Origin of the sequence: Cellulomonas sp. NPDC058312 (genome assembly GCF_042880135.1) — a bacterium.
Lineage (GTDB): Bacteria > Actinomycetota > Actinomycetes > Actinomycetales > Cellulomonadaceae > Cellulomonas.
Map to the genome: position 1 here is coordinate 77,339 of NZ_JBHVZE010000007.1, position 13,472 is coordinate 90,810.

The following is a 13,472-nucleotide window of genomic DNA, read 5'->3' on the forward strand; positions in this document are numbered from 1 at the left end:
GACGTCGCGGACCCGGCGGACGCGGCGGACGCGGCGGACGCGGTCACGGTCGTCGACGCCCCGGTCGACGACCTCGCGGGCCCGCCCGCGGCGGACGCCGACGACCACCCCACGGTCGTCATGGCGCCGGTCACCGACTCCACCCCGGCCCCGCCCCCGCGTCGCCGCGCCCGCCGCGCCGAGCCGGCCCCGCCGACGGAGCCCGTCGACCGCGGCCCCGCCCCCGAGGTCTGACCCCCCCGGGGCGCCGCACGCCGGACGCCACGCCGAGTCAGGACCCCCGCGCCGAGGAAGGACCCGCGGAGGTCCTGACTCGGCGCGCAGGTCCTGACTCGACGTCGCGCGGCGGGCACCGCGCGCCGGCGCGGCTCAGATCGTCGCGACCGAGCCCGCGTCGACCCGGTAGTTCGACCCGTTGACGAAGCTCGCCCGCTCGGACACCAGGAACCCGATCACCGCGGCGACCTCGGCGGCCTCCCCGCGGCGCTTCAGGGCCATCAGCGGCCGCTCCTCGTCGAGGAACGACCGGATCGCCTCGTCGCGGTCGGTGCCACGCTCGTCGGCACGCTTGTCCATCATCGCGTCGGTCATCGGCGTCGCGATGAACGCCGGGGACACCGCGTTCACCAGCACGCCCTCGGGTCCGTAGCCCTTCGACAGGCCCTTGACCAGGGACAGCACCCCGGCCTTGGCGGCGCAGTAGGGCAGCTCGTCCACGTAGGGCTGCACGCCGTCCTCGGAGGCGAGCAGCACGATCCGTCCACGCCCGGCGGCGCGCATCGGCCCGAGCACCGCCCGGACCACCCGCACCGCGGCGAGCAGGTCCACCTCGATGGTCCGCGCCCAGCCCTCGTCGTCGATCTCGTGGAACAGACCCTGCGCCCCGGTGACGCCGGCGGCGTGCACGAGGATCTCGGGCGCGCCGAACGCTGCCCCCGCCCGCTCGACCAGCGCGGCGACGTCGCCGGGCGACGTCAGGTCGGCGACCACGGGCAGCAGCCGGTCGGGCGCCGCCCCGAGGTCCGCGACCGCCGCGTTCAGCGCGTCGGCGTCCTGGTCGGTCAGCACGACGCGCGCGCCCTCCGCCAGCAGCAGCCGGGCGGTCGCGAGGCCGATGCCGGAGTCGCCGCCGGTGACGAGCGCGACGCGGTCGGTGATGCCCAGGTCCATGAGGTCCTCCTCGGTCGGGGGCGCGGCGTCGGTCGACGGGCGCCGGGGGTGGCGGGCGGGTCAGCCCGTCGGGTCGGTGGCGCCGGGCGCGGGCTCGCCGCGCAGCGCCGGCGCGAGGGTCAGCGCCGCCTGCACCAGCGCGAGGTGGCTGAGGGCCTGCGGGAGGTTGCCGAGGAACGCCCCGGTGCCGGCCTCGATCATCTCGGGCCAGACCCCCACGTCGTTCGCGAGCGCCAGCAGGTCCGTCATCCACGCCTGCGCCTCCTCGGTCCGGCCCACCAGGGCCAGCGCCGAGACGCCCCAGAACGCGCACGCGACGAACGAGCCCTCCTCGGCCGGCATCCCGGAGTACCGGTGCAGCAGCGGTCCGTCGCCGAGCTCGGCGCGCAGGGCGTCGACGGTGCGGCTCATCCGCTCGCCGGTGTCGAACCCGCTGCGGGCGTGCAGCAGCACCGACGCGTCCAGGGCGTCGCTCCCGGGGTGCATGACGTAGGCGCCGCGCTGCTCGGACCAGCCGTGCTCATCGACCCACGCGCGGATCCGCTCGGCCTCCGCGCGCCACCGGTCGGGGTCGCCGGGGATCTGCCCGCGCTCGGCCAGGTGCACCGCGCAGCGCAGCGCCTGCCAGCACCCGAGCTTCGACGAGGTGTAGTGCCGCTCCTCGGTCAGCTCCCACATGCCGGCGTCGGGCCGGTGCCAGGCGTCCGCGGCCTCGTCGGCGACCGCGGCGAGCAGCCGACCGGTGTCGGCGTCGAGCAGGTTGCCGGCGTCGACGTACCCCCGGACGACGGCCAGCAGGTCGCCGTACACGCCGAGCTGGAGCTGGCCGTCCGCGCGGTTGCCGGTGACGACGGGCCCGATGCCGCGCCAGCCCGGCACGTGCGCGCGGTCGTCGCCTCGCGGCAGCCCGCCGTCCAGGGTGAAGAACACCCGCACGCCGTGCTCGCGCAGGGTGCGCAGCGTCCAGGAGATCGCCGTGTGCACCTCCTCGCGCAGGCCGAAGCCGATCCACGCGTCCAGCGTGTACGCGGCGTCGCGCACCCAGGCGTAGCGGTAGTCCCAGTTCTTGCCGCCCGCGCGGCTCTCGGGCAGCGACGTGGTCCCGGCGGCGGCGATCGCCCCGGTCGGCTCGTGCAGCAGGAGCTTCAGGGCGAGCGCGCTGCGCTGCACCGCCTTGCCCCACGGCCCGTCGTAGTGGAACTCGCGGGTCCACGCCCGCCAGTTCTCGATGGTCCGGTCGATGCCGCTGTCGACGTCCTCCGGGTCGGGCAGCACCACGGGCTCGCGCTCGGTGCCGACCACGGCGACGAGGTGCCGCGAGCCCGCGGTGGCCTCGAACGCCCCGGTGCAGGCCTGGTCGTCGACGACGGACGTCATCTCGCCGAGCGTGCGGACGGTCAGCGTCACGCCGTCGTCGCGCAGCACCGGGCCGCGCACGGTGCGCTGCACCCACGGCGACGCGGTGCCCAGCACCGTGCCGGGCGCGACCCGCCAGGCCATCGGCACCGACCCGCTCAGCCCCTCGACCCGCCGCGCGAGCTCGCTCCACGGCAGCCGGCCGGCGACGCCGGTGTTCATCGCGTCGGTCACGCGCACCGACCCGCCCGCGGTCACGTAGGTCGTCTCCAGCACGTTCGTGCCGACGACGTACTGCCGCCGCAGCCGGAACGGGACGGTCGGCGCGAGCTCCACGCGCCCGCCGGCGTCGGCGTCGAGCAGCGCCGCGAACACCGGCGGGGTGTCCAGGTCGGGGACGGGGAACCAGTCCACCCGGCCGTCGTCCGCGACCAGCGCGACGGTCCGGCCGTCACCGAGCACCGCGTACGCCCGCAGGTCGGCGTACCCGTCGGTGCGCGGGGTCGGGTCACGCAGCTCCTCCGCCGCGGCGTGCCCCGACCCCTGCGTCCGCGTGCCGGCGTCCCCGTCCAGGTTCTCCAGACCGGGCTGCTCGGTCACGGGGTCGGCATCCCCCCGTTGACGTTGAGCGTCTCGCCGCTCACGTAGCTCGACTCCTGGGACGCGAGGTACACGTACGCCGGCGCGAGCTCGGCGGGCTGACCGGCCCTGCCGAACGGGGTCTGCGTGCCGAAGTCCGGGAGCGCCGAGGGCGGCTGCCCGCCGGCCGTCTGCAGCGGCGTCCAGATCGGCCCCGGCGCCACGACGTTCACGCGGATCCCCTTCGGGGCGAGCTGCTGCGCGAGCGCCTTGGAGATCGTGTTGATCGCGGCCTTCGTGGTCGCGTAGTCCACCAGGATGGGCGCGGGCTGGTACGCCTGGATCGACGAGGTGGTGATGATGCTGGACCCCTTCGGCAGGTGCGGGACGGCCTCCTGCACCAGCCAGAACAGGGCGTGCACGTTGGTCCGGAACGTCTGGTCGAACGACTCCGACGTCAGGTCGGCGATGTCCTCGACGAACTGCTGCCGCCCGGCGACGACCGCGAGCGTGTCGAGACCGCCGAGCTCGTCCAGCGCGATCCGCACCAGCGAGCGCGAGTAGGCCTCGTCGGCGACGTCACCCGGTGCCAGCACCACCGTCCGGCCGGCGTCGCGGACCAGCTGCGCCACGACCTCGGCGTCCTCCTGCTCCTCGGGCAGGTAGCTGAGCACCAGGTCGGCGCCCTCCCGCGCGAACGCGATCGCCACGGCGCGGCCGATGCCGGAGTCGCCGCCGGTGATGATCGCCTTGCGCCCCGTCAGCCGGCCGGTGCCCCGGTACGTGTCCTGGCCGTGGTCCGCGAGCGGCTCCAGGTCCGCGTCGAGGCCGGGGCCGTCCTGGCTCTGCTCCGGCGGCTCGGGCGTCGGGTACTGGGCGATCGGGTCCTGGAAGGTGTACTGGTCGGCCACGGGTGATGCCTCACATCCGGTTCGGGGAACGCCGACGCCCGCCGTCGTGCGACAGCGGGCGTCGTGTCCCGTCATCGTCGGACGGGCTCCCGGGGGCCGCAACCGGGGGCGGCCGGCGTCCCTCAGAGGTCGGCGGGGTCGACCAGGAACCCGCCCATGTCGGCGATCTCGCCGCCGACCTCGCCGTGCAGCTCGCGGGCGATGCCCCGCACCGCGCGGGCGGCCCGGCCGCGCGCGACGCGGTGGGTCAGCGACGGGCGCTCGGACTCGAGCTCCTCCACGTCGGGCGCCTCCCACCGGACCTGGTAGGCGACGACCTCGCCACGCGCCCAGTCGAGCCCGCCCAGCACCGACGGGACCTCGTGCTCGACGGCGACCTCGACCACGACGATCCCGTCGACCCCGAGGTCCACCTGCACGCCGAACGCCTCGGACGGCGGCGGGTTCTCGCGCATGTGCTGGTCGAACGCGTCGGCCTCGGCGTGCAGCCGGCGGCGCTCCGCGGGGTCGGCCACGCCCGCACCCGCCTGCTCGCGCTGCGCGAGCGCCGCACCCGCCTCCGCGGGGGTGGCGCGCGGCCGACCCGGGTCCGCGCCGGGGCCGTCGAGCCGGGCACGGGCGACGACCCGGCGCGCGGCGTCGAGCACGACCGCGGGCTCGGCCCACCGGTCGGTCAGCACCACGAGGTCGAGCGCCGCGTCCATCTCGGGCTCCAGCACGACACCCGTCTCGGTGCGCAGCGCGCCGCCGAGCCGGCGCGCGGCGGCGACCAGCCACTGCACGACCCGCAGCTCCTCGCGGACCGGGCCGGCGGTGCCGAACGCCCGGCGCAGGCCGTCGCGGTCGCCGCCGTACGCGGGCGCCTCGACGCGCTCGCGCGGGCAGTCGACCACCCAGGCGACGCGGCTGCCCGTCGGCAGGCCCCAGCGCGCGACCTGACCGGGCTCGAGGGCGAACGGCCCGGTGAGCGTCGACAGCCGGCCGAGCCGCAGCACCCCCGCCGTCGCGCCCGGTGCGGCGCCGCGCGCGGCACCCGAGGCCCGGCGGCCCGACGGCACCCGCGGCGGTCGCTCCCAGCGGGCGTGCGGGAACCGGCTGACGGCGAGCACCTCGACCTCGTCCGCGGCCACGCCCTCCGGGAGCACCAGCAGGTGCCGTCCGGGCGGCGGGGTCGGGCCGGCCGCGGCGGGGACGTCCGGCAGCGGGGGCAGCAGGCTCACCATCGCCGGCCCGTCAGACCTGGGTGCGGTGGAAGTTCTGCCAGGAGCGCGAGGCCGTGGGTCCGCGCTGGCCCTGGTAGCGGGACCCGCTGGCACCGGACCCGTAGGGCTGCAGCGCCGGGGACGACAGCCGGAAGAAGCACATCTGGCCGATCTTCATGCCGGGCCACAGCGTGATCGGCAGGGTCGCCACGTTGGACAGCTCCAGCGTCACGTGCCCGGAGAACCCGGGGTCGATGAACCCCGCGGTCGAGTGCGTGAGCAGGCCGAGCCGGCCCAGCGAGGACTTGCCCTCGAGGCGCGCCGCGATGTCGTCGGGCAGCGTGACCTGCTCGAACGTCGACCCGAGCACGAACTCCCCCGGGTGCAGCACGAACGGCTCGTCGGGGTCGACCTCGACGAGGCGGGTCAGGTCCGGCTGGTCCTGCGCCGGGTCGATGACCGGGTACTTGTGGTTGTCGAACAGCCGGAAGAACCGGTCGAGCCGCACGTCGATGCTCGACGGCTGGAGCATCGCCGGGTCGTACGGGTCGAGGGCCACCCGGCCGGAGTCGAGCTCGGCGGAGATGTCACGGTCGGAGAGCAGCACGGGGCAACGGTAGTGCCTCCGCCCGGACGAGCGCCGACGGGCAGTCCCGCGTGACCGGGCAGCTCGCGCAGTCCGGCGTGCGGGCGTGGCAGGTGCGGCGACCGTGGAAGATCAGCCGGTGGCTGAGCAGCGTCCACTCGGCCCGGGGGATCAGGGCGGCGATGTCCCGCTCGACCTTGACCGGGTCGTCCTGGGTCGTCCAGCCGAGCCGCCGCGCGAGGCGGCCCACGTGCGTGTCGACCGTGATGCCGGGGATCCCGAACGCGTCGCCGAGCACGACGTTCGCGGTCTTGCGCCCCACGCCCGGCAGGGTCACCAGGTCCTCGAGCCGGGCGGGGACCTCGCCGTCGAACCGCTCCAGCAGCGCCCGGCCCAGGCCCTGGAGCGACCGGGCCTTCGCGCGGAAGAACCCGGTCGGTCGGATCAGGGCCTCGAGCTCGGCCGGGTCCGCGCCTGCGTACGCGGCGGCGTCGGGGTACCGCGCGAACAGGGCGGGCGTCACCTGGTTCACGCGGACGTCGGTGGTCTGCGCGGACAGCACGGTCGCGACCAGCAGCTCCAGCGGGGTGCGGAAGTCGAGCTCGCAGCGCGCGTCCGGCCACCGCGCGGCCAGCGCCCGGTTCACGCGGCGCGCACGCCTGACGAGCGCGACGTCGGGCCGCTCGGCGGGCGTCGGGGAGGCGGGCACCGGACCAGCGTAGGGCGGCCGCGCGCTCCCCCGGGGGAACGCATTCCTCCGGGGGAGTGGATCACATGACCAAGTCCTCAAGTCCGCGCCGCCGGGCGTCGACACGTCATCTGGTGAGCGCCTGCCCCCGTGGGTGCGACGAGAAGGACGGCGGAACCGCATGACCCTGGCCGGAACGGCTGCCGAGCAGCTGGTGGACCTGCGCCGACGCCGTGGTGCCCTGCGGCTCGAGCACCAGCACGTGGTGCGGTGGCGCCGGCTGGTGCGCGACCGCCTGGAGCTCGCCGTCGCCGCGGCCGCCCCGCCGCAGACCCCGGGCGCGTGCCCGGACGTGCGCGCCGCCCTCGGTCCCGCCGCCGCCGACGTCCCGGCCGCCGCCGAGCTCGCCGCGGCCGTCCGCGGCGCCCTGCCCATCGCGGAGGTGCACGAGCTGCCGCGGCTGCGCGACCTGGACACGCGGCTCGCCCGGTACGAGATGCGCCTCGAGGACGCGCTGCGCGACCTCACGGACCAGTACATCGACCAGCTCGCGCAGGACGTCGCCGAGGGCGGTGTCGACGCGCTCCGCGGTCCCGCGCGCGCCTGATGAGGCAGACTGAGAACCGTCACATCCCGGTCAGAAGGTGAGGTTCTCCCAGTGGAGGACGACGTCGTGCTCTCGGCGCCCCTGTTCGCGAACATGGACCCCGAGGCGTCGCGCACCCTGCTCGCCTCGATGGCGCCCCTGCACGTCGCCCGCGGCGAGGTGCTGTTCCACGAGGGAGAGCCGGGCGACCGCCTGTACGTGATCCGCTCGGGCAAGATCAAGCTCGGCCGCCGCTCGACGGACGGCCGCGAGAACCTCCTCGCGGTGCTCGGCCCGGGTGAGATGTTCGGCGAGCTGTCCCTGTTCGACCCGGGTCCCCGCACCGCCACCGCGACCGGCCTGGCCGACGCGGTCGTGCTGGAGCTCGGCCACGGCGACCTCATCCCGTGGCTGGAGCAGAACCCGACCGTCGCGAAGCACCTGCTCGGCGCGCTCGGCCGTCGGCTGCGCCGCACCAACGACGCGCTCGCCGACCTGGTGTTCTCGGACGTCCCCGGCCGTGTCGCCAAGGCCCTGCTGGACCTGTCGCACCGGTTCGGCCAGCAGACCGACGAGGGCGTCCGCGTCGCCCACGACCTCACGCAGGAGGAGCTGGCGCAGCTCGTCGGCGCGAGCCGCGAGACCGTGAACAAGGCCCTCGCCGACTTCGCCGCCCGCGGGTGGGTCCGCCGCGAGGGTCGGGCGATCGTGCTGCTCGACCTCGAGCGGCTGGAGCGCCGCGCGCGCTGAGCGTCCGTCTCCGCACGCCACGACGGCCCGCGCCCCTCGCAGGGTGCGGGCCGTCGTGGCGTCCGGGTGGGGGTCAGGCCTCCGGGGCCAGCTCCACGACGATCTCGACCTCGACGGGCGAGTCCAGCGGCAGCACCGCGACGCCGACCGCGGACCGCGCGTGCACGCCCGCCTCGCCGAACACCTCGTGCAGCAGCGTGCTCGCGCCGTTGATGACGCCGGGCTGGCCGGTGAACGCGGGGTCGCTCGACACGAACCCCACCACCTTCACCACCCGGACCACGCGGTCCAGGTCACCGACCAGGGACGCCACCGCAGCCACGGCGTTGAGCGCGGCCGTGCGGGCGAGGTCCTGCGCCGTCTCGGGCGAGACCTGCCCGGGGCCGGTGCCGACCTTGCCGCGCGCGGGGAGCTCGCCCCCGACGAACGGCAGCTGGCCGGACGTGTGGACGTAGTCACCGGTGCGGACCGCGGGCACGTAGGCGGCGACCGGCGCCGCGACCTGCGGGAGCTCGATCCCCAGCTCGGCCAGGCGGTCGAGGACGCGGCCCGTCACTTCTCGCCCGTCGGGCGCTTGAGGTACGCCACGAGCCCGGTCTCGGACTGCAGCACCTGGACGAGCTCCCAGCCGTCCTGACCCCACTGGTCGAGGATCGCCTTGGTGGCGTGGACGATGAGGGGGACGGTCGCGTACTCCCACGTGGTGGTGGCCATGCCGCCACCCTAGCGGGGCGGCGTCACGTGGCCATCGCCTCCGCGGGCTGCGCGGCCTCCTCGGCCTGCACGCCGACCAGCTCGTCGCGCCAGGACTCGACCTCGGGCCGGCGCCGGCGCAGCGCCCGACGCTCCCGCTCGGTCATGCCGCCCCACACGCCGAAGTCCGTGCGCGAGTCCAGCGCGTCGGCCAGGCACTCCAGCCGTACCCGGCACGACTGGCACACCGATCGTGCGTCCCGCTGCGCCGCGCCCTCCACGAACAGCGTGTCGGGCGAGACCTTGCCCGCCCCGCACGCCGCCTGTGCCGTCCAGTGCCCGTCGGGCCCCGTCATCGCCATGCCTCGTCCCTCGCCCCCTGAGTACGGGACGTCACCGGCCCGGCCCCGCGCACCCTGGGTGCGGCGGAACCCGGTCGGCAGTCCCCCTGCTGGCCCGACCGTACCGGGTGGCGCTTTCCCGAGTCATCCTCCGTTCGGGTTGCCTCGGGCACGGATCTCACCGAACCCGCACGCGCGGCGCCCTGTGCAGGTACCGTGCAGGTCCCCGCGGGCCCGGTCGACGGCCCCGCGCGGGCCCAGCGGCCTCCCGTACCCTGGCGGGCATGGCTCCCTCCCCCACGCCGCGCGGGCGGCAGGTCACCGTCGTGCAGGCGCTGGCCCTGCTGCTCGCCTTCGTGCTGACCGCCGGCGTCGGCGGTCTGCTCACCGCCGGGCTGGTCCTGCCGACCGTCGCCGTCGCGAACACCGCCACCGAGCTGAGCGCCGAGGCGTTCGAGGACCTCCCGTCCGAGCTCGAGCGCAAGCCGCTGTCGGAGAAGTCCGTGATGCTCGCGGCCGACGGCACGGTGCTCGCGGAGTTCTTCGCGGAGAACCGCGTCGTCGTGTCGCTCGAGCAGGTGTCGCTGCCGATGCAGAACGCCGTGATCGCGACCGAGGACCGCCGGTTCTTCCAGCACGGCGGCATCGACCCCGCCGGCATGATGCGCGCGCTGGTGAAGAACTCGCTGAACAGCTCCCAGGAGGGGGCCTCGACGCTGACGCAGCAGTACGTGAAGAACGTGCTGATCGAGACCGCCGTCCGCAACGACGACCTCGCCGCCGTCGAGGCGGCCCGCGAGGCCGAGGGCCCGGAGGGCTACGCCCGCAAGCTCCGCGAGGCGAAGCTGGCCATCGCGCTGGAGAAGGAGCTCACGAAGGACCAGATCCTCGAGAACTACCTCAACATCGCGCAGTTCGGCGTCGCGACCTACGGCGTGGAGTCGGCGGCCCGCCGCTACTTCAGCAAGTCCGCTGCGGAGCTGAGCTACCTCGAGGCCGCGACCATCGCCGGCGTCACCCAGAGCCCGACCGCGCTCGACCCGGTGAAGAACCCCGAGGCGTCGCAGACCCGGCGCGACACCGTGCTCCGGCTCATGCTGCGCGAGGGCTACATCACGCAGGAGGAGCTCGACGCGGGACTCGCGACCCCGCTGATCGCGACGCTCGTCGTCAGCGAGGCGCGCAGCGGCTGCATGGCGGCGGGCGACGTCGTCGCGGGCTCCGGCTACTTCTGCGACTACGTGACGCGCGTGATCCGCAACGACCCCGCGTTCGGCGAGACGCCCGAGGCGCGCGAGGAGACCCTGTACCGCGGCGGCCTCACCATCACCACGACGCTCGACCCGCGCCAGCAGGCGATCGCCGACGCCGAGGTCAAGGCCGGCGTCCCGGTCGACGACCCGTCGGGCGTCGGTTCCGCGATGTCGGTGGTCGAGCCGGGCACCGGGTTCATCAAGGCGATGGCGCAGAACCGCGTCTACGACAACACCGCCGAGGCGACCGGCCGCAACCTGGCGGTCAACTACAACACCTCGTACTCGTACGGCGGTTCCGGCGGGTTCGCGCCCGGGTCGACGTTCAAGCCGTTCACGCTGCTCGAGTGGCTGAAGCAGGGCCACAGCCTGAACGAGCGGGTCAACGGCTCCGTCCGGCCGCTGAACGAGAACCAGTTCACCGCGTGCGGCTCCCGGCTGGGCGGCAAGAGCTGGACCCCCGGCAACTCCGAGGGCGGCGCGGGGACCATGACGATCATGGACGCGACGAAGAACTCCGTGAACCTCGCGTACCTGACGATGGCGATGCAGCTCGACCTGTGCAACATCATGAACGGCGCCGCCGACCTCGGCGTCACGCAGTCGGGCGCGAGCTCGGAGGGCAAGCCGTTCAACGCCTACCCGTCCAGCGTCCTCGGCTCCGACTCCACGACCCCGCTGAGCCTCGCCGGTGCGTACGCGACGTTCGCGTCGGGCGGCATCTACTGCAAGCCGACCGCGATCACCAACGTGAAGAACGCGGACGGCACCGACCTCCCGATCCCCGACGCGGGCTGCCGCCAGGCGATCGACCCGAACGTCGCCGCCGGCATGAACTACGCGCTGAGCAACGTGTGGAACGGCACGGCCCGGAGCGTCGGCGCCCCGTCCGGCTACACGGCCTCGGGCAAGACCGGCACGACCAGCGAGAACGAGCAGACCTGGTTCGTCGGGTACACGCCCCGCCTGGTCGGCGCGACGTGGGTCGGGTTCGCGGACGCCTTCAAGCCGATGCAGCGGATGCCGATCAACGGCATCTACCGGACCCGCGTGTTCGGCGCGACGATCGCCGGCGAGACGTGGAAGCGCACGATGGACCAGATCCTCGCGGACGGTCAGCCGAACCCCGGCTTCACCGAGCCGAGCAGCGAGATCCGCGTCGGTCGCGCGATCCCCGTGCCCTCGGTGGTCGGCCAGGACCAGGCCGCGGCCATCAACACGCTGCAGGCCGCGGGCTTCCCCGCGACCGTCGGCGGGACGACCCCCTCCCCGCAGACCGCCGGGTCCGTGGTCAGCCAGAGCCCGTCGGGCAGCGCTCCCGCCGGGACGCCGATCACGCTGACCGTCTCCGACGGGTCGGGGGCCGGCCAGCCCGGTGCCGGTCAGCCGGGGGCGGGGCAGCCCGGTGACAACGGCAGGGGCAACGGCGGCGGGAACGGCCCGTGACCCACCCGGTCGTCCGCACCCTCGGCGCCGCGGCGCTCGCCGGTGCGGGAGCCGTCGCGTGGGGCCTCGTCGAGGCCGGCTGGTACACGCTGCGCGAGGTGACCGTGCCGGTGCTGCCGCCCGGCCAGGACCCCCTGCGCGTCCTGCACGTGTCCGACCTCCACCTCACACCCGGTCAGCGGCGCAAGGTCGACTGGGTGCGCGACCTCGCGTCGCTGGAGCCCGACCTGGTCGTGGACACCGGCGACAACTGGGCGCACGTCGACGCGATGCCGGCCCTGCTGCGCGCGCTGGAGCCGCACCTCGCCCGGCCCGGGGCGTTCGTGTGGGGGTCGAACGACTTCGTGGCCCCGTCGCCGAAGAACCCCGCGCGCTACCTGCTGCCCGACGCCCGCACGACGCCCGCCGCCCCGCCGGCCGCGCTCCCGTGGCGCGAGCTGGGCGCCCGGTTCACCGAGGCGGGCTGGGTGGACCTCACCAACCGCCGCGGGGTCGTCGAGACCGCCGGCCGGCGGATCTCGCTGGTGGGCACCGACGACGCGCACCTCGACCGCGACCGGTTCCCCGCCGCGGGCGGCCCCGACGACGTCCGCCCCCGACCGGTCCGCGACGACGCCGGCGTGCTGCGCTCCGCGTCCGGCGACGTCGACCTCCACCTCGGCGTGACGCACGCGCCGTACCGGCGGGTGCTGGACGCGATGCACGCCGACGACGTCGACCTGCTCCTCGCGGGCCACACCCACGGGGGTCAGCTCGCGGTGCCGGGGTTCGGTGCCCTCGTGACGAACTGCGACCTCGACCGCGGCCGCGCGAAGGGCCTGCACGGCTGGCCGGGCCCCCGCCCGGACGCCCGTGGCGGTGCGGACTCCACCTGGCTGCACGTGTGCGGCGGGCTCGGGACGTCGCCGTACGCGCCCGTGCGGTTCGCGTGCCGGCCGGAGGCGACGCTGCTGACGCTGGTCGCGGGCTGAGGCCACGCGGCGGACGCCCGATTCACGACCACCGTCCGACGTCGGCTATGCTGGGCAGGCTTCACCGGGGTGTGGCGCAGCTTGGTAGCGCGCCTCGTTCGGGACGAGGAGGTCGTGGGTTCGAATCCCGCCACCCCGACAGTGTGAGACACCGAGAAGAGGCCTTGACCGGTTCGCCGGCCAGGGCCTCTTCTGCATGGTGGAGGCGTTGTCCGGGTTCACAGACCCCGCGAGCGCCCATCCGAAACCTCAGGCTAGCCTCACCTCATGTCTTCGAGGCTCTACGTACGCGCCGGGCTGGTCGCCCTGGCCACCGTCTTTCTCGCCGCCTGCGGCACCACCGACACCGGATCGTCCGCCGGCAACGCCGACGTCGCCACCGGCGGCAGGCAGTTCGCCACGGCGGACGCCGAGACCGCCAAGCTCGGCACCGACGCCGAACCGGGCGTCTTCCCCCGGACCATCACCCACGCCCTCGGCGAGACCGTCATCGAGAAGAAACCCGAACGGGTGATCGTCCTCGACGGCGGTGAGCTGGACGACGTGCTCTCCCTGGGAATCACGCCCGTCGGACTGGCCAGCCCCGAGAGCGCCGCCGGTCAGCCGTCCTACCTCGCCGACAAGCTGGCCGGGGTGCCGGACGTCGGGACCACCAACAATCTGAATCTCGAGGCGATCTCCGCGCTGCAGCCCGATCTGATCCTGGGCAGCAAGCTGCGCGCCGACAAGCTGTACCCGCAGCTGTCGTCCATTGCTCCGACCGTGTTCGGCATCCGCCCCGGTTTCCCGTGGAAGGAGAACTTCCTGCTGGTCGCGGACGCGCTCGGTGAGGAGACCAAGGCGGAGGACGTGCTCAACGCCTACCAGACCCGCGCCGACGAGGTCCGCGAGTCCATCCCGGGCGAGCCGACGATCTCGCTGGTCCGGTTGATGTCCGGCA

General features: G+C 74.7%; 14 protein-coding genes and 1 tRNA gene. 6 read left to right on the top strand and 9 right to left on the bottom strand.

Annotation, left to right across the window (positions count from 1 at the left end; genetic code table 11):
- Positions 1 to 369 precede the first annotated feature (369 nt).
- The 6 genes from ACFVXN_RS17975 to nth form a co-directional block, all read right to left on the bottom strand.
- A complete protein-coding gene (locus ACFVXN_RS17975) occupies positions 370 to 1,170 on the bottom strand; it encodes an SDR family NAD(P)-dependent oxidoreductase (protein WP_389235734.1) in 801 nt (266 codons plus the stop codon).
- A 60-nt stretch (positions 1,171 to 1,230) separates the two neighbouring features.
- A complete protein-coding gene (locus ACFVXN_RS17980; RefSeq protein WP_389235770.1) occupies positions 1,231 to 3,042 on the bottom strand; it encodes a glycoside hydrolase family 15 protein in 1,812 nt (603 codons plus the stop codon).
- An 80-nt stretch (positions 3,043 to 3,122) separates the two neighbouring features.
- A complete protein-coding gene (locus ACFVXN_RS17985) occupies positions 3,123 to 4,016 on the bottom strand; it encodes an SDR family oxidoreductase (protein WP_389235737.1) in 894 nt (297 codons plus the stop codon).
- A gap of 122 nt (positions 4,017 to 4,138) precedes the next feature.
- A complete protein-coding gene (locus ACFVXN_RS17990; RefSeq protein WP_389235740.1) occupies positions 4,139 to 5,239 on the bottom strand; it encodes a hypothetical protein in 1,101 nt (366 codons plus the stop codon).
- Positions 5,240 to 5,249: 10 nt separating this feature from the next.
- Positions 5,250 to 5,825, bottom strand: a complete 576-nt coding sequence (gene dcd, locus ACFVXN_RS17995) for a dCTP deaminase (protein WP_389235743.1) — start codon at positions 5,823 to 5,825, stop codon at positions 5,250 to 5,252.
- Positions 5,806 to 6,513 (bottom strand): endonuclease III, encoded by a 708-nt coding sequence (gene nth / locus ACFVXN_RS18000; RefSeq protein WP_389235746.1) that lies wholly within the window; start codon positions 6,511 to 6,513, stop codon positions 5,806 to 5,808. Before nth ends, dcd begins: the two co-directional genes overlap by 20 nt.
- Before the next feature lie 160 nt (positions 6,514 to 6,673).
- Between nth and ACFVXN_RS18005 the strand changes: the two genes are divergently transcribed.
- Both ACFVXN_RS18005 and ACFVXN_RS18010 read left to right on the top strand, forming a co-directional pair.
- Positions 6,674 to 7,099 (top strand): hypothetical protein, encoded by a 426-nt coding sequence (locus ACFVXN_RS18005; RefSeq protein WP_389235749.1) that lies wholly within the window; start codon positions 6,674 to 6,676, stop codon positions 7,097 to 7,099.
- Positions 7,100 to 7,192: 93 nt separating this feature from the next.
- On the top strand, positions 7,193 to 7,828 hold the full coding sequence (locus ACFVXN_RS18010; RefSeq protein ID WP_389235772.1) for a Crp/Fnr family transcriptional regulator: 636 nt from the start codon (positions 7,193 to 7,195) through the stop codon (positions 7,826 to 7,828).
- Positions 7,829 to 7,901: 73 nt separating this feature from the next.
- Here ACFVXN_RS18010 and ACFVXN_RS18015 read toward each other — a convergent pair whose 3' ends face one another.
- The 3 genes from ACFVXN_RS18015 to ACFVXN_RS18025 are packed head-to-tail and all read right to left on the bottom strand — an operon-like array spanning position 7,902 to position 8,877.
- Positions 7,902 to 8,384 (bottom strand): RidA family protein, encoded by a 483-nt coding sequence (locus ACFVXN_RS18015; protein ID WP_389235752.1) that lies wholly within the window; start codon positions 8,382 to 8,384, stop codon positions 7,902 to 7,904.
- Positions 8,381 to 8,542 (bottom strand): DUF4177 domain-containing protein, encoded by a 162-nt coding sequence (locus tag ACFVXN_RS18020; protein WP_146837291.1) that lies wholly within the window; start codon positions 8,540 to 8,542, stop codon positions 8,381 to 8,383. Before ACFVXN_RS18020 ends, ACFVXN_RS18015 begins: the two co-directional genes overlap by 4 nt.
- 23 nt (positions 8,543 to 8,565) lie before the next feature.
- On the bottom strand, positions 8,566 to 8,877 hold the full coding sequence (locus tag ACFVXN_RS18025) for a WhiB family transcriptional regulator (protein ID WP_389235755.1): 312 nt from the start codon (positions 8,875 to 8,877) through the stop codon (positions 8,566 to 8,568).
- A 269-nt stretch (positions 8,878 to 9,146) separates the two neighbouring features.
- On the opposite strand from ACFVXN_RS18025, the gene ACFVXN_RS18030 reads away from it, so the two are divergent.
- From ACFVXN_RS18030 to ACFVXN_RS18045, 4 genes are all read left to right on the top strand, one after another.
- Positions 9,147 to 11,561, top strand: coding sequence for a penicillin-binding protein (locus ACFVXN_RS18030; protein ID WP_389235758.1), 2,415 nt, complete (start codon positions 9,147 to 9,149; stop codon positions 11,559 to 11,561).
- A complete protein-coding gene (locus tag ACFVXN_RS18035; protein WP_389235761.1) occupies positions 11,558 to 12,532 on the top strand; it encodes a metallophosphoesterase in 975 nt (324 codons plus the stop codon). Before ACFVXN_RS18030 ends, ACFVXN_RS18035 begins: the two co-directional genes overlap by 4 nt.
- A 65-nt stretch (positions 12,533 to 12,597) precedes the next feature.
- Positions 12,598 to 12,671: transfer RNA gene (locus tag ACFVXN_RS18040), tRNA-Pro, on the top strand.
- A 128-nt stretch (positions 12,672 to 12,799) separates the two neighbouring features.
- On the top strand, positions 12,800 to 13,472 hold a 673-nt coding region (locus tag ACFVXN_RS18045), incomplete at its 3' end, for an ABC transporter substrate-binding protein (protein WP_389235764.1).